The organism is Pseudomonas sp. Sample_20, assembly GCF_004307585.1.
GTDB lineage: Bacteria > Pseudomonadota > Gammaproteobacteria > Pseudomonadales > Pseudomonadaceae > Aquipseudomonas > Aquipseudomonas atacamensis.
Genome location: NZ_RCOA01000091.1, coordinates 1 through 22,453 on the forward strand (window position 1 = coordinate 1; position 22,453 = coordinate 22,453).

At 58.8% G+C, this 22,453-nt stretch carries 18 protein-coding genes and 1 pseudogene; 8 read left to right on the top strand and 11 right to left on the bottom strand.

Annotated features, from left to right (window positions below; all coding sequences use genetic code 11):
- The 8 genes and pseudogenes from D8U70_RS19260 to D8U70_RS19295 all read right to left on the bottom strand — a co-directional run.
- Positions 1–127: pseudogene (locus D8U70_RS19260) on the bottom strand (ABC transporter ATP-binding protein); the annotation flags it as partial.
- Positions 128–292: 165 nt separating this feature from the next.
- Positions 293–1,123 carry a carbohydrate ABC transporter permease gene (locus D8U70_RS19265; protein ID WP_016774872.1) on the bottom strand — a complete coding sequence of 277 codons (831 nt, stop codon included), beginning with the start codon at positions 1,121–1,123 and terminating at the stop codon, positions 293–295.
- An 8-nt stretch (positions 1,124–1,131) separates the two neighbouring features.
- On the bottom strand, positions 1,132–2,058 hold the full coding sequence (locus tag D8U70_RS19270) for a sugar ABC transporter permease (RefSeq protein WP_130929526.1): 927 nt from the start codon (positions 2,056–2,058) through the stop codon (positions 1,132–1,134).
- A gap of 155 nt (positions 2,059–2,213) precedes the next feature.
- Positions 2,214–3,524, bottom strand: coding sequence for a sugar ABC transporter substrate-binding protein (locus D8U70_RS19275; protein ID WP_130929527.1), 1,311 nt, complete (start codon positions 3,522–3,524; stop codon positions 2,214–2,216).
- A gap of 342 nt (positions 3,525–3,866) precedes the next feature.
- A complete protein-coding gene (locus tag D8U70_RS19280; RefSeq protein WP_130929528.1) occupies positions 3,867–4,772 on the bottom strand; it encodes an AraC family transcriptional regulator in 906 nt (301 codons plus the stop codon).
- An 88-nt stretch (positions 4,773–4,860) separates the two neighbouring features.
- Positions 4,861–5,724 (bottom strand): phospholipase, encoded by an 864-nt coding sequence (locus tag D8U70_RS19285; protein WP_130929529.1) that lies wholly within the window; start codon positions 5,722–5,724, stop codon positions 4,861–4,863.
- A gap of 107 nt (positions 5,725–5,831) precedes the next feature.
- A complete protein-coding gene (locus D8U70_RS19290) occupies positions 5,832–7,136 on the bottom strand; it encodes a glycosyltransferase (RefSeq protein WP_073476166.1) in 1,305 nt (434 codons plus the stop codon).
- Between the two features lie 118 nt (positions 7,137–7,254).
- Positions 7,255–7,614 carry a response regulator gene (locus D8U70_RS19295; RefSeq protein WP_071172561.1) on the bottom strand — a complete coding sequence of 120 codons (360 nt, stop codon included), beginning with the start codon at positions 7,612–7,614 and terminating at the stop codon, positions 7,255–7,257.
- 265 nt (positions 7,615–7,879) lie between these two features.
- On the opposite strand from D8U70_RS19295, the gene D8U70_RS19300 reads away from it, so the two are divergent.
- Genes D8U70_RS19300 through D8U70_RS19320 form a run of 5 tightly spaced genes read left to right on the top strand, consistent with a single transcriptional unit; the run spans position 7,880 to position 14,406 of the window.
- Entirely contained in the window at positions 7,880–11,353 is a 3,474-nt protein-coding gene (locus D8U70_RS19300; protein WP_130929530.1) for a response regulator, read from the top strand.
- Positions 11,353–12,186, top strand: a complete 834-nt coding sequence (locus tag D8U70_RS19305; RefSeq protein WP_016774863.1) for a protein-glutamate O-methyltransferase CheR — start codon at positions 11,353–11,355, stop codon at positions 12,184–12,186. The genes D8U70_RS19300 and D8U70_RS19305 overlap by 1 nt, the downstream gene beginning before the upstream one ends.
- Positions 12,183–12,776, top strand: a complete 594-nt coding sequence (locus tag D8U70_RS19310; RefSeq protein WP_130929531.1) for a chemotaxis protein CheB — start codon at positions 12,183–12,185, stop codon at positions 12,774–12,776. Before D8U70_RS19305 ends, D8U70_RS19310 begins: the two co-directional genes overlap by 4 nt.
- A complete protein-coding gene (locus D8U70_RS19315; RefSeq protein WP_071172558.1) occupies positions 12,770–13,984 on the top strand; it encodes a hybrid sensor histidine kinase/response regulator in 1,215 nt (404 codons plus the stop codon). Before D8U70_RS19310 ends, D8U70_RS19315 begins: the two co-directional genes overlap by 7 nt.
- Before the next feature lie 44 nt (positions 13,985–14,028).
- Complete coding sequence (locus D8U70_RS19320; protein WP_016774860.1) at positions 14,029–14,406, top strand: response regulator; 378 nt, start codon at positions 14,029–14,031, stop codon at positions 14,404–14,406.
- Between the two features lie 43 nt (positions 14,407–14,449).
- On the opposite strand, the gene D8U70_RS19325 is transcribed toward D8U70_RS19320, so the two are convergent.
- The 3 genes from D8U70_RS19325 to D8U70_RS19335 form a co-directional block, all read right to left on the bottom strand.
- The gene (locus tag D8U70_RS19325) at positions 14,450–16,120 is read right to left on the bottom strand and encodes an ATP-binding protein (protein ID WP_130929532.1); all 1,671 of its coding nucleotides are present in this window, start codon (positions 16,118–16,120) and stop codon (positions 14,450–14,452) included.
- Entirely contained in the window at positions 16,117–17,619 is a 1,503-nt protein-coding gene (locus tag D8U70_RS19330) for an ATPase domain-containing protein (protein ID WP_024013082.1), read from the bottom strand. Before D8U70_RS19330 ends, D8U70_RS19325 begins: the two co-directional genes overlap by 4 nt.
- A gap of 133 nt (positions 17,620–17,752) precedes the next feature.
- A complete protein-coding gene (locus tag D8U70_RS19335) occupies positions 17,753–18,808 on the bottom strand; it encodes a tetratricopeptide repeat protein (protein ID WP_122611339.1) in 1,056 nt (351 codons plus the stop codon).
- A 170-nt stretch (positions 18,809–18,978) separates the two neighbouring features.
- Here D8U70_RS19335 and D8U70_RS19340 point away from each other — a divergent pair, with 170 nt between their 5' ends.
- From D8U70_RS19340 to D8U70_RS19350, 3 genes are read left to right on the top strand one after another with little or no spacing between them, the layout of a single operon-like run.
- Entirely contained in the window at positions 18,979–21,114 is a 2,136-nt protein-coding gene (locus D8U70_RS19340; protein WP_130929533.1) for an FUSC family protein, read from the top strand.
- Positions 21,104–21,304 carry a DUF1656 domain-containing protein gene (locus D8U70_RS19345; protein WP_016774855.1) on the top strand — a complete coding sequence of 67 codons (201 nt, stop codon included), beginning with the start codon at positions 21,104–21,106 and terminating at the stop codon, positions 21,302–21,304. The genes D8U70_RS19340 and D8U70_RS19345 overlap by 11 nt, the downstream gene beginning before the upstream one ends.
- Positions 21,305–21,308: 4 nt before the next feature.
- Positions 21,309–22,253 (top strand): HlyD family secretion protein, encoded by a 945-nt coding sequence (locus D8U70_RS19350; protein WP_071172553.1) that lies wholly within the window; start codon positions 21,309–21,311, stop codon positions 22,251–22,253.
- Positions 22,254–22,453: the final 200 nt, after the last annotated feature.

The following is a 22,453-nucleotide window of genomic DNA, read 5'->3' on the forward strand; positions in this document are numbered from 1 at the left end:
ATTTGCCGCAGCCCGACGGGCCGACGAAGACCACGAATTCCTTGTCGTTCACTTCCAGGTCAATGCCCTTGATGATGGAAAAACCTTCGAAGCCTTTTTGCAGATTCTTGATTTTCAGGTTGGCCATGAGATGGGCCTCCGCATTGTTGTTATTCGATTGAGCTGGATAAGCTCTTTTGTGGGAGCGAGCTTGCTCGCGAAGGGGCCGTGTCAGTCACCATCATTGTTGGATGACGCTCCGCTTTCGCGAGCAAGCTCGCTCCCACAGTGAATCGCATTAGATTGAGAGGCTTCATTTCACGGCACCGAACGAGAGGCCGCGTACCAGTTGCTTCTGGCTGATCCAGCCAAAGATCAGAATCGGCGCACAGGCCAGGGTCGAGACGGCCGACAACTTGGCCCAGAACAATCCTTCGGGACTTGAATACGAGGCGATCAATGCGGTCAGTGGTGCGGCATTCGATGAGGTCAGATTCAGCGACCAGAACGCCTCGTTCCAGCACAGGATCAGCGACAGCAGTACGGTCGAGGCGAGGCCGCCCTTGGCGATCGGCAACAGCACGCGAACCATCTCCTGCCACAGCGTCGCACCGTCGAGGCGGGCGGCTTCGAGGATGTCCTTGGGGATGTCCTTGAAGTAGGTGTAAACCATCCAGACCACGATCGGCAGGTTGATCAGCGTGTAGATCACGATCAGCGCGATGCGCGTGTCGAGCAGGCCGAAACTCTTGGCCAGCAGGTAGATCGGCATCAGCACGCCCACCGGCGGCAGCATCTTGGTCGAGAGCATCCACAGCAGCGTGCCTTTGGTGCGCTGGGTTTCATAGAACGCCATCGAGTATGCCGCCGGCACCGCGATCAACAGGCACAGGGCGGTGGCGCTGAAGGAGATCACCACCGAGTTCCAGGCGAAGCTGAAGTAATCGCTGCGCTCGTTGATGTGCAGGTAGTTCTCCAGCGTCGGCGTGAAGATGAACTGCGGCGGCGTGGCGAAGGCGTCGATTTCGCTCTTGAAACTGGTCATCACCATCCAGAAGATCGGGAAGAAAATCACGATCGCGATGGCCCAGGCCAAGGTGCCGAGCAGCAGGCTTTGCAGGCGGCGGGATTGTTGGAGGGTCATGGTAGGCCTCACGCTTTGTCAGTCAGGTTTTTGCCGATCATCCGCACCAGAATGATCGCGGCGATGTTGGCGATGACCACGGCAATCAAGCCGCCCGCCGAGGCCATGCCGACATCGAACTGCACCAGCGCCTGGTTGTAGATCAGGTAGGCGAGGTTGGTCGAGGCGTAGCCGGGGCCACCGTTGGTGGTGGTGAAGATTTCGGCGAACACCGAGAGCAGGAAGATCGTTTCGATCATCACCACCACAGCAATCGGCCGCGCCAGGTGCGGCAGGGTCAGGTGCCAGAAAATCGCGATCGGGCCGGCACCGTCCAGGCGTGCAGCTTCTTTCTGTTCCTGATCCAGTGATTGCATGGCGGTCATCAGAATCAGGATCGCGAAGGGCAGCCATTGCCACGAAACTATGATGATGATCGACAGCAGCGGGTAGTGCGCCAGCCAGTCCACCGGTTGCGCACCGAACAGCTTCCAGATGTAGGCGAGGATCCCCGAGACCGGGTGGAAAATCAGGTTCTTCCAGATCAACGCGCCGACGGTGGGCATGATGAAAAACGGCGAGATCAGCATCACCCGCACCAGGCCGCGCCCAAGGAATTCGCTGGCCTCCAGCAACGTGCTGATCAATACACCGAAGACCACGCTGATCAGCAGCACACTGCCAACGAGCAACAACGTATTGGTCGCGCCGGGCATGAAACCCGAATCGGTGAGGAAATAGGTGAAGTTCTCCAACCCCACAAACTCGTTTTCACCGGGGTAGAGCAGGTTGTAGCGGATCATCGAAAAGTACAGGGTCATGCCCAGCGGCACGATCATCCACAGCAGCAACAGCGCCACCGAAGGGCTGACCAGAAACCAGCCGGGATTGCGCACGCGCAGCTTGCGCTGGGGTGGCGACAGGTCGATGTGGGCTTTGGCAGTTGAAGTATTCATGGCATTCACAACCGAGTCATACAGACCTATGGAGATCCCCATGTGGGAGCGAGCCTGCTCGCGAAAGCGCCGGATCAGTGTCATGTGTGTTGGCTGACACGACGCCTTCGCGAGCAGGCTCGCTCCCACAGAGGCAGGAGCAAGTCGTTCAGCGATTACTTGGGATAACCCGCGCGCTTCATCTCGCGTTCCGTGGTCTGCTGCGCCGCCGCCAGAGCCTGATCTACCGTGGTCTGGCCGATCAGCGCCGCCGAGAACAGCTTGCCGACCTGGGTACCCACTGCCTGGAATTCAGGAATGGTCACCAATTGAATGCCGATGTACGGCACCGGTTTCAGCGTCGGCTTGCTCGGGTCAGCGGCCTTCAGCGATTCCAGCGTCACTTTGGCAAACGGCGCGGCGCTCATGTAAGCATCGCTGTAGGTCGAAGCGCGGGTGCCCGGCGGCACGTTGGCGATGCCATCGGTCTTGGCAACCAGTTCGCCGTACTCTTTGGACGTGGCCCAGGCGCTGAAGGTTTTTGCTGCGTCCTTGGCCTTGGAACTGGTCGGAATCGCCAGCGCCCACGAATACAGCCACGCCGAGCCTTTATCCGTGACCTGATGCGGAGCGAAGGTGAAACCGACGCTATCGGCGACCTTGCTCTGGGTCTTGTCGGTGACGAACGAACCGGCGACGCTGGCGTCGACCCAGATCGCGCATTTGCCGCTGTTGAACAGGGCGAGGTTTTCATTGAAACCGTTGCTGGATGCGCCTGGCGGGCCGGATTTCTTCATGGTGTTGACGTAGAAATTCAATGCGTTTTTCCATTCCGGTCCGCTGAATTCCGGTTTCCATTGCTCATCGAACCAGCGCGCGCCGTAAGCATTGGCGACCGTGGTGACCAGCGCCATGTTCTCGCCCCAACCGGCCTTGCCGCGCAGGCAGATGCCGTACTGCTCTTTGTCTTTCTGGGTGAGCTTTTCGGCAAACCCGGCGATCTCTTCCCAGGTCGGCTGCTCCGGCATGGTCAGCCCGGCTGCCTTGAACAGGTCGGTGCGGTAATAGGTGATCGAACTCTCCGCGTAAAACGGCAGCGCATACAGCGAACCCTTCACCGACAGGCCTTCGCGCACCGACGGAAAGACATCGTCGAGGGCGTAACTGGCCGGCAGGTCCCTCATCGGCTCCAGCCAACCCTTGCCGCCCCAGAGTGCGGCTTCGTACATGCCGATGGTCAATACGTCGAACTGGCCGCCCTGAGTGGCGATGTCGGTGGTCAGGCGCTGACGCAGAACGTTTTCTTCCAGCACCACCCAATTGAGCTTGATGTCCGGATGCTCGCTCTCGAAGGTTTTCGAGAGTTTTTGCATGCGGATCATGTCGCTGTTGTTGACGGTGGCGATGGTCAGGGTCTGGGCGCCAAGGCTGACGCTGCTGAGGGTCATACAGGTGAGAGCGAGCAGAGCTTTTGCAGTGGGTTGCATCGTGCACTCCTTTTCTGACACCCAACGGGGCAGAAGGACAGTTATTGTTTTTGTGTCTTCCGAATGCAGGAAGAATCTGCGCTGATTACAGCCTTCCACGGCGGGGCTGACAAATCATCCCTAGCACTTTTGTTGATACTTTTTTGCACTGGGGTTTGGGCGGGGGAACGCAGGGAAGGGGTTTTGCGCGAGGGACCGTTAGCGAATGCGTACAGATTTCGCCAGCCGGGGCACGGTTTTTTGTGGGAGCGAGCCTGCTCGCGAAGATGGTGTGTCAGCCACAGGATTTTTCACTGACAGACCGCTTTCGCGAGCAGGCTCGCTCCCACAGGTGGCGTGTTGTCAGGAATGGTTTTGTTCAGTCAGGCGCTGCACTGCCAGCCGTCGATAGTGCGACGGCGTCATGCCCTTAAGTTGCTGAAAGCGTCGATTGAAGTTGGAAATATTGTTGAAGCCCGACTCGAAGCACACCTCGGTCACCGGTTTGTCGCCATCGGCCAGCAGCTCACAGGATTTGCTGATGCGCAGGCGGTTGACGAATTCGATGAAGTTGCGCCCGGTGGCCTGTTTGAATACCCGGCTGAAGTAAGTGGGCGTCATGCCCAGGTGCTCGGCCACTTCTTCCAGCGAAATGTCCCGGGCGTAATGGCTGAAGATGTAATCGACCGCGCGGTTGGTGCGGTCGATATTGTGTTCGTCGGCCAGTTGCGGGGTGGTGGCACCGGACAGCAACTGGAAGTCATCACTGGCCGCGAGCAGTTCCATCAGGATGAAAAAATGCCCGAGGCGAGTGATGCCGGTGCTGTCGGCGATCCGCTGCATAAGCGTCATGGCCTGACGAATCGTGCGCTTGCAGCGAAATTCGATGCCGTACTGCGCGCGCTCAAGCAGTGGCGCCAGGGATTTCAGCTCAGCGAACACCTGGTGCCCGCTCTCGAACAATTCGTCGGTGAAGTTGACCAGCATGTCGCGCTTCTCCACCACTTCATCTTCAGCGACCTGGCTGATCCAGTTGTGCGGCAGGTTGGGACCGGTCAGAAACAGGGTTTCCGGATAGAAGTTGCCGATGTAATCGCCGATGAACACTTTGCCGGAACTGGCAACGATCAGGTGCAGTTCGTATTCCTTGTGGAAATGCCAGCGCACCAGCGGGCAGGGGAAGCCGTGCTGGCGATAGATGATGGACAAGCCGTTATGGTCGTCCATCAACTCGTAGGAAGGGTCGGTCACGCGAGCGGTTCGGGTCATGACGAGGCACTTTTTTATTATCGCTGCGCGATCATGCCTCGTTTTTTGCCATTTGTGCCACTTCTTACCGGCCGTCCGTGGAGACCGCTCAGCTAAGCTTGTCGCGGGCCTTTTGCAAGTTGGCCATTTGGCAGAAGCGCACGATGTTCGAATTCTTGATGAAGTCGAAATTGATGATGTTGCACTTGCGCGCCCAATCGGATTTTTCCGGGTCGAACCACTCGTCAAGACTGTCGAGGATTCGCTGTGGGCCGCCAAGTGTGTAACTGGTTGCCGACAGCGACCATGGGCGGCGCGTACTGACAGGTGTGCTCAGTACGTTGTCTATATAGCCATAAAGATCCGAGGTGCTGACCTGTGATTTGCCGATCCACTTGTGATTGATCTGGCTATAAAAGCGGAAGTCCAGGTTTTCCCAGGTCATCGGCGCAGCCACCATAATGCGCTGCAATGGATCAATGGCTTTGAGTTGGCCAATTGTCAGATGCAGATTTTCGGTGGGAATGATCCGTTCCCCAAGGTGCTCCAGCAAAGCTGTTCTGAATTCCTCATGGTTGAATGGATCTGTAGCGTTGGAAAGTTCATGAAAGTCCAGAACGATAAACTCGTTCGGGCTTCTTTCATAAAACCCCTTGAGGTCTCTGATCAGGTCTTCAAGCGTTCGCGAAGAGTTGAAGCCGTTGTGCTGGAAACGGAATCTCGCCAGTTGTTTCGCCTTGCTGTTGTAAACAAGGCGTACATCAAGTGCGCGAGCGCCGCGATTCAACTGCGAATAAAACGAAACGTCCTGGCAGGCAAGCCAGTTTTTCCCGGGAATCAGGGCGTAAGACGCTTCCCAGTCACAGCCGGCGTTATGCGCGCCGGGCAGGGTCATTTCGAATAACGAAAGATTATCGATTTGTGGTAAATCAGCCATCCATTGATGGGTTGGTATATCGTCGAAGTTTTCCATGTTGCATATCCTGCGATGTGGTTGATTAGTTGCGCGCAGGATGTTTATAAGCATGTTCGCGTTATTGCGAAAGTTCGCTTTTAATGCAAGTCATGTAATTGATGTAATCAACGCTCTGTTGGATTTAACTGGTTTTTCGCTTCGATCCATTGAGCCATGTATTGAGTGCTTTTGAGTGTGTGATGTCGCAGCATGGCGCCGGTGAAGTTGTCGTTTCTAAGTTGTGCCAAGTGTTGTCGGCAATCAGCTATCCGGTTGATCAGACGCGGGCCATGTACGCTGCGCTGATAACGCTGCTGCAAAAGTGCCGAAGACTGAATCTGCGCTTGCTGCCAGCGCGCTGGATCTTCGTACAGTTGCACGGCCTGTTCGGCGAAGGTACTTGCGTCCAGGGCAATGGCGCCCGGCCAAGGAGCATCGCCGTGCATGGCTTCGGCGCCGATCGGTGTCGTCACGCTTGGCGTGCCACAGAGCATGGCGTCGACCAGTTTGCCCTTGATTCCCGCGCCAAAGCGCAATGGCGCGAGGCAGACTCGTGCTGCGGACATCACTTCAAGCGCATCTTCGGCCCAGTCCATGATGTGAAAGCCTTGGGCCGGGTTGTGCAATGCGGTGGCTTTGGGCGGCGTATAGGCGCCATAGATATGCAGTTGCGCGCGAGGCAAGCGCGCGCGGATCAGCGGCCAGAGCGTGGTCTTCATCCAGAGCACGGCATCCCAGTTTGGCGCGTGACGGAAGTTGCCAATGCTGAGGAAATGCGCGCGCTCTTCGAAACCTGGCGCGGTGGTGTCCGGAAGATCAATCATCAACGGACACCAATGCAGGATTTGCCGAGGCAGGCCGAATTCCTCCACCAGCAGGTCGATCTCGACTTCGGAAATCATCAGGTTCAAATCGCACCGGTACAGCGCAGCGATTTCCCGTTTGGCCAGATCGGTGCTCGCCATCAGCTGGAATTCTTCGTGCAATGCCGGTGCGAACAGTTCGGTGAAATCAGTCTGCTCGTCGTCGCTTTTCAGCCGGTCTTTCAGACGCTGATGACGCGCATGCCGCAGGCTTTGCAGGTCGGAGGTTTCCAGGATGCGCAGGGCGTCCGGGCAGTGTTTCTCCACCCGCCAGCCAAACTGTTCTTCCATCATGAACTGATCGAACAGCACGATATCCGGCGCCAACCCGCTGATGAACGTATCAAAGCTGCTGTTGTTGAGTTCGATCGGCACTTCGCGAATGCCCAGCGCCGTCAGATCAGCCTTGTGTTCCCCCGGGCCGGCCGGGCTGCTGAACGTGATGTCCCAGCCTTGCTCGAGAAGCGTTTCGAGGATCTGCATGACATGCCCGCTGGCCGCCGAAGAGCGGGGCTCGGGCCAGACGTAGCCGATGACCAGGACTTTGGTGGGAACGGAGTGGGACATCACTGGATTCTCGGCGCATAAAAAAGGGCGCAATTAAACCACAGTGATGTGTGCTCATCGCCAGTTCAGGTTGATCACGATTGCTCGGGTTCCAGCCAATGCTGGTAGATGCGCAGGACTATTCCAGTATGGATTTGACCTTGTCGCGTAACTGGTCAATCGAAAACGGTTTGCCGATGACATGCATGTCGCCGGGTACTTCGATAGTCTCGGCATAACCGCTGGCAAACAGGATGGGCAGAGCAGGGCGCAGCTGACGGGCCCTTTGAGAGAGTTCGCGGCCATCCATTCCAGGCAGGCCGTGGTCGGTCATCATCAAATCGATGGCTTTGCCAGGATCCGCAAGGATTTCGAGTGCCGCGTTGCCGTCATCAGCCTCCAATACCGTGTATTCCAGCTCCTCCAGCACATCCACGATGAGCATGCGCACGATGTCGTCATCTTCTACGACAAGGATAGTGGAGGCATTGGCAGACATGGCAGGACTCTCAAAAATTGAAATCGGGGGATACCGGGCAAGCGAATTTTGCCGGACTCTTGCATGAGTAAGTGGCGCATAGCCACAAGTTCCCGAGCTGATACAAAAAAGAACAGGTCAGTGCGGTGCGGCAAGGATAACCGTTGGCGTCGTCCAATGCGCAGGCGTGTGTAGGAAAATGCCATCATTTGTGTGAGAAAAATGGATCCATGGCGGGGTTTTGGGGCAAACTCTCGGGTTTTCAACAGTTCGACAAGGCTGCCCCATGTCCTCTCCGTCCTCGGTTGATGAACAACGGTTCCGCAAACTTCTGAGTCGCAACGTCAGCCTGCCGCTGGGCGTCGGCGTGCTCAGCGCCGTGTTCTTCGTCTCGCTGATCACTTATTTGCTGTCGGTCATCCAATGGGTCGAGCACACCGACCGGGTGATCAATAACGCCAATGAAGCGGTGAAGCTCACCGTTGATCTGGAAACCGGCATGCGCGGCTATCTGCTCAGCGGTGACGAGCACTTCCTCGACCCGTATGAGATCGCCAAGCCGCGCATTGATGTTGCCCTCAATACGTTGCTGGAGCTGACCGCCGATAATCCGGTGCAGACCGATCGCTTGCGCCGTTTGCAAGCCTTGCAGGTGGAGTGGGCCAATTACGCGCAGTCGATGATCGATCTGCAGCGCAGCAGTGGCGACTATCGCGGTGCGGTCAAGGCCGGGCGGGGCAAGCGCCTGACCGATGAAATCCGCAAGCAATTCGAGGACGTCATCGAGACCGAGCAAGTGCTGCGCGCCACGCGCAACGAGGATGTGCGTCGCACCACCATCTGGAGCATCACTCTTTATCTGATCTTCATCGTCGGGATCAGCGGTTTGCTGGCCTACATCGGCCGCCGTGATCTGCTAAACCTGTCGACCAACTACAGCGCCAACCTCGCCGCGCAGCTGGCCAGCGCCGAACGCCTGGAGAAGCAGGCGTGGCTGCGCAACGGCCAGACACAATTGGCCGAGCAGGTGCTGGGGCAACTGACGCTGAACCTGCTGGGGCGCAATATTCTGCAATTCTGCGCGCAATACCTTGGCACTGCCGTCGCCGCGCTTTATGTGCGCGAAGAACATGGCGGCCTCAAGCGCGTGGCGACTTATGGTTTCTCCCGCGAGCAGGAAGAGCTCAATCAAACGATTTACAGCGGCGAAGGCATCGTCGGCCAAGTCGCAGAACAGGCACGCCTGATCCGTCTCGACGCGGTCCCGGGCGACTATTTCAAAGTCAGCTCCGGTCTCGGCGCAGGCCTGCCGCACAGTGTGCTGGTGGTGCCGACCAGCGATGATGATCGGGTCAACGGTGTGATCGAACTGGGCTTCCTGCGTCCGCTGTCCGAGCGCGATATCGAACTGCTGGAACTGATTGCTGGCAACATCGGCACCTCGATCGAAGCGGCGCGTTACCGTCAGCGCTTGCAGGAAGTGCTCGCCGAAACCCAGCAGCTCAATGAAGAGCTGCAAGTGCAGCAGGAAGAGCTGAAGACTGCCAACGAAGAGCTGGAAGAACAGTCGCGGATTCTCAAGGAATCCCAGGCGCATCTGGAAACCCAGCAAGTGGAGCTGGAGCAGACCAACGAGCAGCTCGCCGAGCAGCGCGATGCGATGGACAAGAAAAACACCGAGCTGAATCATGCGCAGATCCAGCTTGAAGAGCGTGCCGAAGAGCTGCAACGCTCGAGCAAGTACAAGTCCGAATTCCTCGCCAACATGTCCCACGAACTGCGCACGCCGCTCAACAGTTCGCTGATTCTGGCCAAACTGTTGGCGGAAAACCCGCAGCAGAATCTGTCGGCGGAACAGGTCAAGTTCGCCGAATCGATCTATTCGGCCGGCAACGATCTGCTCAACCTGATCAACGACATTCTCGACATTTCCAAGGTCGAGGCCGGCAAGCTTGAAGTGATTGCCGAAAACACCCGCGTCGATCGTCTGGTCGACGGCTTGCGCTCGATGTTCGAACCCTTGGCGGCGGACAAGAAACTGGCCTTCAGCGTCGAGGTTCAGCCGGACGCACCGGGCTTGCTGTTCACCGACCGTCAGCGTCTGGAGCAGGTGATCAAGAATCTGCTGTCCAACGCGATCAAGTTCACTGAGCACGGCGCCGTAAGCCTGACCATCACCGCGCAGCCGAACGATCACATCGCCTTCAGCGTCAAGGATTCCGGGATCGGTATCGCCGCGGATCAGCAGGAAAGTATCTTCGAGGCGTTCCGTCAGGCGGATGGCACCACCAACCGCAAATACGGCGGCACCGGCCTTGGCTTGTCGATCTCGCGGGATCTGGCGACATTGCTGGGCGGTTCGATCAGCGTCGACAGCGTACCGGGACAGGGCAGTACGTTCACCCTGGTGTTGCCGCGTCAGTATCACGAATTCGGTGAAACGCCGGCCGCGCCGCTGACCTTCCACCCGGCACCTGTGACGCCTGCGCCAGTTGCTGTTGCGGCTCCGCTGGCATCGGCGATTCCGGCAGTCATCCCGCGCTTTGCCGACGATCGCGACAAGGCACCGTTCGCCACCCGCTGCATTCTGGTGGTGGAGGACGAACCGAACTTCGCCCGTATCCTCTATGACCTGGCCCATGAGTTGGGCTACATGTGTCTGGTCGCCCACGGCGCTGACGAAGGTTACGACCTGGCGCGCGAATTCGTGCCGGATGCGATCCTGCTCGACATGCGCCTGCCGGATCATTCCGGTCTGACCGTGCTGCAACGCTTGAAAGAACGCGCCGAAACCCGGCACATTCCGGTGCACGTGATTTCCGTGGAAGACCGCGTCGAAGCGGCCATGCACATGGGCGCGATCGGCTACGCAGTGAAGCCGACCACCCGCGAAGAGCTCAAGGACGTCTTCGCCCGTCTCGAAGCCAAGCTGACGCAGAAGGTCAAACGCGTGCTGCTGGTCGAAGATGACGATCTGCAACGCGAAAGCATCGCGCGGCTGATTGGCGACGAAGACATTGAAATCACTGCGGTCGGCCTGGCTCAGGACGCTCTGGAATTGCTGCGCACGACCATCTACGACTGCATGGTCATTGATCTCAAGCTGCCGGACATGCTCGGCAACGATCTGCTCAAGCGCATGTCCACCGAGGACATCTGCTCGTTCCCGCCGGTCATCGTTTACACCGGACGCAATCTGACCCGCGATGAAGAGGCCGAACTGCGCAAGTATTCGCGCTCGATCATCATCAAGGGCGCACGCTCCCCGGAGCGGTTGCTCGATGAGGTCACACTCTTTCTGCACAAAGTCGAATCGCAGCTGTCCCATGAACGGCAGAAGATGCTCAAGACCGCGCGCAGCCGCGACAAGGTCTTTGAAGGTCGCAAAGTGCTGCTGGTGGACGACGATGTGCGCAACATCTTCGCCCTGACCAGCGCGCTGGAACACAAAGGCGCAGTCGTGGTGATCGGCCGTAATGGCCGCGAAGCGATTGAGAAACTTCATGAAGTCGAGGACATCGACCTGGTGCTGATGGACGTGATGATGCCGGAAATGGATGGCTTCGAAGCCACCATGGAAATCCGCAAGGATCCGCGCTGGCGCAAGCTGCCGATCATCGCGGTGACGGCCAAGGCCATGAAGGACGATCAGGAGCGCTGCCTGCAAGCGGGCGCCAACGATTACCTGGCCAAGCCCATCGACCTTGATCGTCTGTTCTCGCTGATACGTGTGTGGTTACCGAAAATGGAACGCATCTAGTGGAACGCAGCAGTTCAGCCGAGCGCAACAGCGAAATCGAATTACGCTTGTTGATCGAGGCGATTTACCTGAAATACAGCTATGACTTTCGCGACTACTCCGGCGCTTCGATCAAGCGCCGGGTGCAGCACGCGCTGAGTCAGTTCGAGTGCGCGACCATCTCGGCCCTGCAAGAAAAAGTCCTGCACGACCCGACCGCGTTCATGCAGCTGCTGCAACTGCTGACGATCCCGGTCAGCGAGATGTTCCGCGATCCGTCGCATTTCCTGGCGATCCGCAACGAAGTGGTGCCGCTGCTGCGCACCTATCCGTCGCTGAAGATCTGGATTGCCGGATGCAGCACGGGCGAGGAGGTCTATTCGATGGCGATCCTCTTGCGCGAGGAAGGCCTGCTCGACCGTACGATCATCTACGCCACCGACATCAACCCGCGCTCGCTGGAGAAGGCCAAGCAAGGGATTTTCTCCATGGAAAACGTCCGCGCCTACACTGCCAACTATCAGCAGGCCGGCGGTCAGCGTTCGTTTGCCGATTACTACACGGCAGCCTACGGCTACGCGATTTTCGACAAGAGCCTGTGCGAGAACGTGACATTCGCCGACCACAGCCTGGCCACCGACAGCGTGTTCTCCGAAACCCAGTTGATTTCCTGCCGCAACGTGCTGATCTATTTCAACAAGAAGTTGCAGGACCGGGCGTTCGGGCTGTTCCATGAATCGTTGTCGCATCGCGGCTTTCTGGTGCTGGGCAGCAAGGAAACCCTGGATTTTTCCAATTACTCGAACCAGTTCGAGGCGTTGGTCAAACAAGAACGGATCTACCGCAAATCATGAACGACACCCCGAGCCTGCCTCGCATCGAGGCCGTCGTGATCGGCGCCTCCGCAGGCGGTGTCGAGGCGTTGCTGACCTTGCTCGGGCCATTACGCAAAGGCTATGTGCTGCCGATCATCATCGTTCTGCATCTGCCGGAAGAACGCCGCAGTCATCTGGCCGAAGTGTTCTCCCGCCGTGTGGCGATGCCGGTCAAGGAAGCTGAAGACAAGCAGGACATTGAAGCCGGCACGGTGTATTTCGCCACGCCCGGTTATCACTTGTCGGTCGAAGCGGATCGCAGCCTGTCGCTGAGCCTAGAGGACCGCGTACATCATTCGCGGCCTTCAATCGATTACCTGTTTGAATCCGCCGCTGATGTTTATGGCCAGACACTCGCCGCCGTCCTGCTGACCGGCGCCAATCACGATGGCGCGCGCGGGCTGGCCTGCGTCAAGAAGTGCGGCGGCCTGACCATTGTTCAAGACCCCGATGATGCACAAGTCGCCACCATGCCCCAGGCTGCACTGAACGTTCTGCAGCCGGATCATGTCCTACCCATTCACGGCATCGGCCGTCTGCTAGTCGAGCTGGAACGAATCGCATGCTGAGTAATATCCAAGCCAAACTGTTGATCGTTGACGATCTGCCAGAAAACCTGCTGGCGCTGGAAGCGCTGATCAAGCGCGAGGATCGCACGGTCTACAAGGCTTTGTCGGCGGACGAGGCACTGTCGCTGTTGCTGCAACACGAATTCGCCATGGCCATTCTCGACGTGCAGATGCCCGGCATGAACGGCTTCGAACTGGCCGAGTTGATGCGCGGCACCGAGAAGACCAAAAACATTCCGATCATTTTCGTCAGCGCCGCTGGCCGTGAACTCAACTACGCGTTCAAGGGCTACGAAAGCGGTGCGGTGGACTTCCTGCACAAACCGCTGGACATTCATGCGGTGAAGAGCAAGGTCAACGTTTTCGTCGATCTGTATCGCCAGAGCAAGGCCATGAAACAGCAGGTCGAGGCGCTGGAGCAGGCGCGACGCGAGCAGGAAGCGCTGCTGCAACAGCTGCAAAGCACGCAGCTTGAGCTGGAACAAGCGGTGCGCATGCGCGATGACTTCATGTCCATCGTTGCGCACGAGGTGCGCACGCCGCTCAATGGTCTGATTCTTGAAACCCAGCTGCGCAAGATGCACCTGGCCCGGGACAACGCCGCGGCGTTCACCCTCGACAAGATGCAGGCGATGGTCGATCGCGATGAGCGGCAGATCAAAAGCCTGATTCGCCTGATCGAAGACATGCTCGATGTCTCGCGAATCCGCACCGGCAAACTGTCGATCCGCCCGAGTCGTTTCGATCTGGTGCAACTGGTCAGCAATCTGCTGCAGAACTTTGCTCCGCAAATGGAGGCGGCGGAAACCAGCGTTTCCTTTGAGGCGTCCGAGCCGGTCGAAGGTTGCTGGGACGAGTTCCGCATCGAGCAGGTGGTGTCCAATCTGCTGACCAACGCCTTGCGCTACGGCGGTCGCAGCCCGATTCAGGTGCGCGTCTATCGCGAAGGCGAGGAGGCGCGGGTCGAAGTTCAGGACCACGGCATCGGCATCAGCGCCGAGAACCAGAAGCGTATTTTTCAGCAGTTCGAACGGGTGTCCGCCAAGACGGTGGTGGCCGGGCTCGGGCTGGGTCTGTTCATTTCCGAGCAGATCGTCGCCGCCCATGGCGGCTCCATCGTCGTCGAGAGTGAAATCAACGAAGGCGCCCTGTTTCGCGTTTGTCTGCCGATCCAGGAAAACGGCATATCCGACGCAACCTCTGAGTGACCACACGGTCGTATCAGCAGCTATTGACCGAACAAAGGCTTCCCATGAGCGTAGATGCGCAAGATGTAGTACTCGTCGTCGAAGACGAACCGGTTATCTTGATGGTCCTGACGGATTACCTGTCAGGGCAGGGCTATCGCGTGTTGCAAGCGGAAAATGGCGAGCAGGCTTTCGAGATCCTCGCCAGCAAACCTCACCTGGACATGCTGATTACCGATTTCCGCCTGCCGGGCGGAATCTCGGGCGTGCAGATCGCCGAGCCGGCAGTGAAGCTGCGACCGGACCTGAAAGTGATTTTCATCAGCGGCTACCCGCAGGAAATCCGTGAAACCGGCAGCCCGATCACCAGCAAGGCACCGATCCTGGAGAAGCCGTTCGATCTGGATGTGTTGCAGGAAAAGATTCAGGAATTGCTGGCCTGATTCTCATGCAGGAGCTGCCGAGCCTTCGGCAGCCCCTATAGATTCAGCTATTGATCATCTCGCGCACCTTGGCGGTGAGCAGATCAAAGGTGAAGGGCTTGGTGATCATCTGCATTCCCGAGTCGAGGAAGCCACCGCGCACCGCCGCGTGCTCGGCATAACCGGTGATGAACAACACTTTCAGACCTGGCCGATACTGCCGACCAACCTCCGCCAGTTGACGACCGTTCATCCCCGGCAGGCCAACGTCACTGATGAGCAAATCAATACGTTGCGTCGAATTGAGAATCGGCATGGCGCCGTCGGCATCACCGGCCTCCACGAACGCGTAACCCAACTCACTGAGCACGGCGCTGACCAACACGCGCACAGCCGGATCGTCTTCGACGATGAGTACGGTTTCGCCATCCATCGCATACGGAGCCTGCTGCGAATCCGAGACGGGAATTTCCACTTCTTCACCACGGAAACGCGGCAGGTAGAGTTTTACCGTGGTGCCTTGATCGACTTCACTGTCGATCGACACGTGCCCGCGCGACTGCTTGCTGAAGCCATAGATCATCGACAGTCCGAGCCCGGTCCCCTGGCCGATCGGCTTGGTCGTAAAAAACGGATCGAACGCACGGCTGACCACGCTCTGCGGCATGCCGCTGCCGTTGTCAGTGACGCTGAGCATCACGTAATCGCCCGGCTCCAGATTGCTGTAAGCGGCAGTGAAGTCGCTATGCAGGACCTGATTGCTGGTTTCCACCACCAGTTTGCCGCCCTCGGGCATCGCATCGCGGGCGTTGATGACCAGGTTGAGCAGGGCGCTTTCGAGTTGATTGGGATCGGCCTCGGCAACCCAGAGGTTGTCGTCCAGGCGCATTTCCAGATGAATGCTTTCATTGAGGCTGCGTTGCAGCAACTCGCCCATTGACAGCACCAGCGTGTTCATCTGCACGGCTTTCGGGTCGAGCGATTGCCGGCGCGAGAACGCCAACAAGCGGTGAGTCAGGCCGGCGGCGCGGTTGGCGGAGGTCACGCCTAGATCGATCAGGCTGTCGAGGTCTTCGGTGCGGCCCCGGGCCAGCCGTCGGCGCAGCAGTTCCAGGCTACCGATGATGCCGGTGAGCATATTGTTGAAGTCGTGAGCGATGCCGCCAGTCAGTTGGCCGACCGCTTCCATTTTCTGCGATTGGCGCAGCGCTTCTTCGTTGTGGCGAAGCTGTGCGGTGCGCTCTTCAACCTGTTGCTCGAGGGTTTCCAGAGTCGATTGCAGGCGTCGTTCGCTTTCACTCAGGTCGATCAGCCGATCGCGCGCTTCATATTGTCGTCGCCGCCCACGCAGGGCGGCGGAGACCAGACTGACCAGTGTCGCGGGATGGAAGGGGCGCTCGAGAAAAGTCACGTTGCCGAGCAGGGTGCTAAGGCGCGACGGCGGCCCTTGTTCATCGCCGCCATGATGAGTCAGCAGTACGATGGGCATGTCCGACCACGCGGGCTGCTGGTCAAGGTAGGCGATAAGCCCTTCGAGTTCCGGTCCGTGCAACGCTTCAGCAGCAATCAGCAGCAACCCGGCACCGACCTCCAGTTCCGTGCACAGAGCGCCGAGATTCGGCGCCACCATGCCGCCGTAACCGGCTTCGTTGAGAATCATCAACGCGATCTGGCTGTCACGGCCCATGGGCGCCAGCACCAGCACCCGCTCGGCCAACGGCGTGTTGACCGTCACAAGCTTTCATCCTCAAGCAATGGATTGCTCGCTCCCATGTAGGTCGGCACGCCACGCAGCACGCCCTGGAAGGATTCCAGCGGTTGGCCGATGGTCATGCCACGCGAGGAGATCCGGTATTCACGGATGGTCGACTCGTGGTTGCCGGTACGTTTCTTGATAATCGAGATCGCCCGGCGGACTTTGCCGAGGGCTTCGAAGTAGCGCAACAGAATCACCGTGTCGGCCAGGTAAGTGATATCGACAGGCGCCTGCATATCGCCCACCAAGCCGTGCTGGGCGACCGTCATGAAAGTCGCCGCGCCTTTGCGGTTAAGGTACAGCAGCAGCTCGTGCATGTGCAGCACCAGCGCGTTTTCTTCCGGCATCGCTGCCTGATAGCCGTTGATGCTGTCGATCACCACGGTTTTGATACCCAGCTCATCGACGCAACGGCGCACGCGATGGGACAACTCACCGGGAGACAATTCGGCGGCGTCTACTTGTTCGATCAGCAGATTACCGGTGGCCTGCAAGGCTTTGAGGTCGATGCCCAGATGACGCATGCGTTCGAACAGCAGGCCCAGCTCTTCATCGAAAATGAACAGCGCGGCTTTTTCGCCTCGGGCCACCGCTGCGGCGGCGAAGATCATCGAAATCATCGATTTGCCGGTACCGGCCGGGCCGAGAATCAGCGTGCTTGAGCCGGTCTCGATGCCGCCGCCGAGCAGGGCGTCCATTTGCGGGATGCCGCTGGACAGCTGCAAACGTGGGTAGTCGCCGCGATGTTCCGCCGCTACCAGGCGTGGGAAAACATGGACGCCGTCGCCCATGATGGTGAAATCATGGAAACCGCCACGGTATTTCTGCCCGCGATATTTGACCACTCGTACCCGACGACGCTCGGCGCCGTAGCTTGGCGTCAGCTCTTCAAGGCGAATCACGCCGTGGGCGACACTGTGCACGGTCTTGTCGAGGGATTCGGTAGTCAGGTCATCGAGCAGCAGGACGGTGGCGTCGTAGCGCACGAAATAATGCTTGATCGCCAGAATCTGGCGACGATAGCGCAACGAGCTCTGCGCCAGCAGACGGATCTCCGAAAGGCTGTCGAGCACTACACGGGTCGGTTTGAAGCGTTCGACCACTTCGAAAATCTGCCTGGTCGCCTCGCCCAGTTCAAGGTCCGAGGAATACAGCAGGCTTTGCTGGTGTTCGGCATTGAGCAGGCTTTCCGGCGGTGTCAGCTCGAAGATCTTGATGTTTTCGTTCAGCTCCCAGCCGTGGGAGAGCGCACCTTGACGCAGTTCTTTCTCGGTTTCCGAGAGAGTGATGTACAAGCAACGTTCCCCGGCCAGCGCACCGGCGCGGAGGAAATGCAAAGCCACGGTGGTTTTGCCGGTTCCGGGTTCCCCCTCGAGCAAAAACACATGGCCGCGAGACAGGCCACCGGCAAGGATGTCATCCAGACCTACAATGCCGACGGCGGCCTTTGCACTGATCAACTCGTTTGATGTAGTCAAAAAACGCCCTCTTATGACTAGGGTAATCCGGCGGCTGGCTTAAGTGAGCCGCCTGAATAACTTGACCTCAGGGCATGTTCACGGTTCCGCTTTTTCTTTCGACAGGTGGTTGATTGCACCCGCTTTACCTTGATTAAAGACCCTGTTGCAGGGCCGGGTCGTCCGGATTCAGCTGCTCCAGTTGCGCCAGCAGAATCTGCACATTCTGCAATTGGCCGCTTTCCTTCCAATAGTTGATCAACAACACCCGCGCCTTGCGGTCGGCGGGGTGGCGCTGAACGATTTCCTGCAGTTGTTTCTGCGCCGCTTCCAGTTCTTCCGCGCTGTGCAGAGTGGTGGCGAGGTCGTAGCGATAATCCTTGTTGTCCGGCTCCAGCTCGACCGCCTTGGACAGGCCGAGCAGGGCATATTCGCGCTGGCCATGGTGCAGCAGCCACAGGCCGAGGGCATGTTGCAGATAGGCCGAATCGGGCTGCGCCTTGAGTTGGCGGGCGAGCAACTGGCGAGCGGCATCGCTCTGGCCCTGGCGGTCGAGCACATCGATCTGCATGACCAGCGCCGGCAGGTTGCCCGGTTCCAGGCGCAAGGTATTGTCCAAAGCCTGTTGGGCCTGTTTGTATTCGGCGTTGTGAATATAGAGACGGGCCAGTTGCGCATAGTTGGCGGCGCTTTCCGGCTGGCTTTCCAAGGTCTGTTGCCAGCCGTCGATGGCCTGCTGTAGCGGTGCGAAATACAGGCCGAGCTCGTCCGGGGCCAGGCCGAGCAGGGCGTTGATCGCGGCGAAACGGACAGTTTGTTCTTCATCATCAAGCAACGGTCCTAGCAGCAGACTGCGCTGCCCGCCGGGCACCAGACCGACGATGCTTTTGATCGCTGCGACGCGCACTTGCGGCGCTTCGTGATGCAAGTCGATGTCCGCCAGCTTCAACGCCTGCGGACTGGGGTAATTGGGCAGTTCGCCATGCAGCCAGACCCGGCGCTTGACCGAGATGTCCGGGCGGCCCAATTGCTGGTACAACTGGCGCGCCGCTCCGGGTTCACCGGTGCGCGCGGCGTTCAGCGCTTCGCTGTAGCCATGTTTGATAGCATCGGGGATGGTCGGAGTGCTGCTGCGCCAGGACAGCCAGACGACGCCGAGGATCAGTACGAGGCCTAAGCCGATCAGCAGGTTGCGGCGGGACTGAGTCATGCGGGTTTCCGAAAGCTTCGAACTTGAGCAGAGCGGCAAGCTTCGTTCAGCTTGGCGCGTGAGTCAAACCGTTGCCAGCGAATCGTCCTACAACACGTGTCGACTGTGAAATCCGTCAGGCTTTTGCTGCAATGTCTACGCTTGCAGAAGTCGTTTTAAAGAGTATTCCCATGCCAGCGTTGTTCGCTTATTTCAAGGCTTTGATCCATCCCGGTCAGGCTGTTCTGCTGTTTGCCCTGCGGACCATCGCCGCCGGGCTGTTGACCCTTTATCTGGCGTTCATTTTTGATCTCGAACAGCCGAAGTGGTCGATCATGGCCGTGGTGATCGTCAGCCAGCCACTGGCAGGGATGGCACTGGCGCGCAGTTTCGGCCAGGTGATCGGCACCACCGTGGGTGCGGCGGTGGCGGTGCTGATCATGGCGATTTTCCCTCAGGCGCCGCTGCCGTTCATCACGACATTGGCGTTGTGGCTGGCGCTGTGCACGGCGGGCGGCACCCTGCTGCGCTACACCAGTTCCCAAGCGTTCGTGCTCAGTGGTTACACCGCTGTGGTCGTAGCTTTACTGGCGATTCCGGATCAGGACGGCACCTTTCTGCTGGCGGTCACCCGCGTTACCGAAACTTTGTTGGCGGTCGCCTGTGTCTGTGTGGTCAGTTTGCTGACGGCCCGGCCTGAAGCCGTCGCCAAGGGCTATTTCGCCAAAATCGATCAGGTCATCAAACTGGCGGCCAGCCACGCTGCCGAGGTGCTTCGTACGGAAGAAAGCGAAGCCGATTTCCAGCGTCGGCAGATGCAACTGCTCGGTGAGATCAGCGCACTGGAAGGTTTGCGACGTCATTTGTATTTCGATGCCCCACGTTTGCGCAGTGCCGACAACCTGGTATTGCTGCTCGGCAATCAACTGATGCTGCTGACCTCGCGATTGACCGCGCTACGTCATCAGCGTGAATTGCTCATCGAACGCTGGGAGGGCGATCTGCCGCTGGAGGTCCAGCAGCTGCGTGCCGAGGAACTGGCGTTGCTTGAGCAGTTGGCGCAACAGGGCCGCGCGCTGTCTGGCGCCGATCGGCAGCGTTTCGTCACCTTGCAGCAACAGTTCGAAGCGTTGGCGTACAAGGCCGAGCAGCAGACCGAGAACATGAGCGCGACCCTGCGTTCATTGGCTTGGGCGCTGCGTTGGGAGCAGGCGCGCCTGTTGCAGCAACTTGAGCAGATCCTCGAACTGAGCGACGCGATTCAGGAAGGGCGCCCGGCCAGTTGCCTTTATCGCGGCCAGAGCAGTCCGTTGCATCTGGATTTCACCCTGGCCTCGATGAATGCGATCCGTGCCTTCACCGCGCTGTTGGTCAGCGGGTTGATCTGGATCGAAACGGCGTGGGATGGCGCGCGCGGCGGGATGATTCTGGTGGGGATTCTCTGCTCGCTGATGGCGACTTTTCCGCGTCCGCTGATGGCTGCGCAAAGCTACGCCCGTGGCTTGGGTCTGGCACTGCTGGTATCGGCGTTCTATCAATTCATGCTGGTCCCGGCGATCAGTGATTTCGAGCTGCTGGCCTTGCTGCTGGCGCCGCTGCTGTATGCCATTGCTGTGGGCATTTCCAGTCCGGCCACCGCCGGTATCGGCATGGGCCTTGGCCTGTCCAGTTTTCTCATGCTCGGACCGCAAAATACCGGCACTGGGCAGAACACAGCGATTCAATGGTTCGAATTCGCCGGCGCCTACGTCAGCGCAGCGATGCTGGCCCTGATCGTTTATGCGCTGATCTTCCCGTTCCGCCCGGGCTTGCGCATCCGCCGCCTGTACGGCGAAGCACGGGAGCAGGTGTACCAACTGAGCAAAATGCCGGCCACCGATGAACAACAATTCGCTTTCGAGAGTCGGATGACCGATCGCCTGACGAGCATGCTCGGTCTGCTGCCAGCGGCGAACGATCGCGCCATGCAGCGCTTGTACGAAATCAGTCTGGCTTGCGTAGCGCTGGGTGTGGCCATGCATCAACTGAGGCAGCAGTCGCAGAACAACGCGCTACTTACCGATGCGTTCGGCCAACGCTTGGCGTCGGCGTTGCGCAAGACCGGTCGTTTGGTTGCCGGTCGCGACGATGTCCAGCTTGCGGCGCTGCTGGCTACGTTGCACCAGCTCGGAGACGAGCTGGACGAGCTGCACGCCGTCAGTCATGAACATCTATGGTCGGTGTTTCGCATGCGTGTGGCGCTGCTGATTGTGGTGTCGTTCCTCGAGCGGCACGGCGAATATTTGCAACCTCAAGGCCTGGAAGGAGAACCGCAACTTGCCCATTGATTTCGAAATTGGCGGGGTTTATCTGCCGCCGATTGCCCAGGCACTGTTACTGGCGATTCCGATTTTCATGTTGCTGGACTGGTGTCTGCGGCGCCTCGGCGTGCTGCGCCTGGTGTGGCATGAAGCACTGTTCGAAGGCGCGCTGTATGCCTGTGTCTGCGCCACGCTGATTCTGTTGATGGGAGCCTGATGTCTTGAAAGCACTAGTTGCACGAATGATGACCGTGGCAGTGGTGATCCTGGCGATCGTCCTCGGCTGGTTCGCCTGGGAGTATTACACCCGCGCGCCGTGGACACGGGATGCTCGGGTGAGGGCGGATGTGGTGACGCTGTCGGCGGATGTTTCGGGGCGAATCGTCAAACTGGCAGTGCAGGACAACCAGCATGTCGACAAGGGCCAATTGTTGCTGGAGATCGATCCGGCGCGCTATCAACTGGCGGTCGAGCATGCCCGGCGTTCAGTGGAAGTGTCCAAGGCGTCGCTGGGGCAATCGCAAGCGGCAATCGTCGCCAGTGAAGCGTTGCTCAAACAACGTCAAAGCGAGGAGCGCCGCCGCCGCACGCTGAAGCAGGGCTTCGCGATTTCCGGTGAAGAATGGGAGAAGGCCAGTACCGACGTAGCGGTTGCCCAGGCAGATCTGCTGCGCAATCAGGCCAACCTCGGGCTGGCCGAAGCCAATGTGCAACTGGCAATTGCCGCGCTGACCCAAGCCGAACTGGACTTGCAGCGCACCCGCGTTGAATCGCCGGTGAGCGGTTACGTGACCAACCTGCTGACCCGCCAGGGTGATTACGCACAGGCGGGCGGGGCACTGCTGGCGCTGGTCGACAGCGATTCGTTCTATGTCAGTGGTTACTTCGAGGAAACCAAGCTGCCGCGAATCGAGGAGGGTGATCGGGTACGCATTCAATTGATGAGCGGTGAGCGTTTCGGCGGCACGGTAGAAAGCATCGCCTTCGCCATCGCCGACCGCGAAAACGCGCCGGGCAGTCGTCTGCTGGCGAACATCAACCCGAGTTACACCTGGGTGAAACTGGCGCAACGGGTGCCGGTGCGCATTGGCATTGATGGTGACTTTGCCGGCAAGCATCGCCTGCGCGCCGGTACAACCGCCACCGTCACCGTCCTGGAACCCTGATCCCCGGTAGGAGCTGTGTTGATCGTTCCCACGCTCCGCGTGGGAATGCAGCCCGTGACGCTCCGCGTCACTGGACGCGGAGCGTCCCTTGAGGCATTCCCACGCGGAGCGTGGGAACGATCAACAAGAAACCTTGTGCTGCAAACAGGCATAAAAAAACCCCGCGACCGAATGATACGCGGGGCAAAAAATTTGGTTGG

Bases quoted from the DNA above. Each gene is read 5' to 3' on its own strand.
- D8U70_RS19265 (WP_016774872.1), bottom strand. From the start codon at position 1,123: ATGACCCTCCAACAATCCCGCCGCCTGCAAAGCCTGCTGCTCGGCACC.
- D8U70_RS19270 (WP_130929526.1), bottom strand. From the start codon at position 2,058: ATGAATACTTCAACTGCCAAAGCCCACATCGACCTGTCGCCACCCCAG.
- D8U70_RS19275 (WP_130929527.1), bottom strand. From the start codon at position 3,524: ATGCAACCCACTGCAAAAGCTCTGCTCGCTCTCACCTGTATGACCCTC.
- D8U70_RS19280 (WP_130929528.1), bottom strand. From the start codon at position 4,772: ATGACCCGAACCGCTCGCGTGACCGACCCTTCCTACGAGTTGATGGAC.
- D8U70_RS19285 (WP_130929529.1), bottom strand. From the start codon at position 5,724: ATGGAAAACTTCGACGATATACCAACCCATCAATGGATGGCTGATTTA.
- D8U70_RS19290 (WP_073476166.1), bottom strand. From the start codon at position 7,136: ATGTCCCACTCCGTTCCCACCAAAGTCCTGGTCATCGGCTACGTCTGG.
- D8U70_RS19295 (WP_071172561.1), bottom strand. From the start codon at position 7,614: ATGTCTGCCAATGCCTCCACTATCCTTGTCGTAGAAGATGACGACATC.
- D8U70_RS19300 (WP_130929530.1), top strand. From the start codon at position 7,880: ATGTCCTCTCCGTCCTCGGTTGATGAACAACGGTTCCGCAAACTTCTG.
- D8U70_RS19310 (WP_130929531.1), top strand. From the start codon at position 12,183: ATGAACGACACCCCGAGCCTGCCTCGCATCGAGGCCGTCGTGATCGGC.
- D8U70_RS19315 (WP_071172558.1), top strand. From the start codon at position 12,770: ATGCTGAGTAATATCCAAGCCAAACTGTTGATCGTTGACGATCTGCCA.
- D8U70_RS19320 (WP_016774860.1), top strand. From the start codon at position 14,029: ATGAGCGTAGATGCGCAAGATGTAGTACTCGTCGTCGAAGACGAACCG.
- D8U70_RS19335 (WP_122611339.1), bottom strand. From the start codon at position 18,808: ATGACTCAGTCCCGCCGCAACCTGCTGATCGGCTTAGGCCTCGTACTG.
- D8U70_RS19340 (WP_130929533.1), top strand. From the start codon at position 18,979: ATGCCAGCGTTGTTCGCTTATTTCAAGGCTTTGATCCATCCCGGTCAG.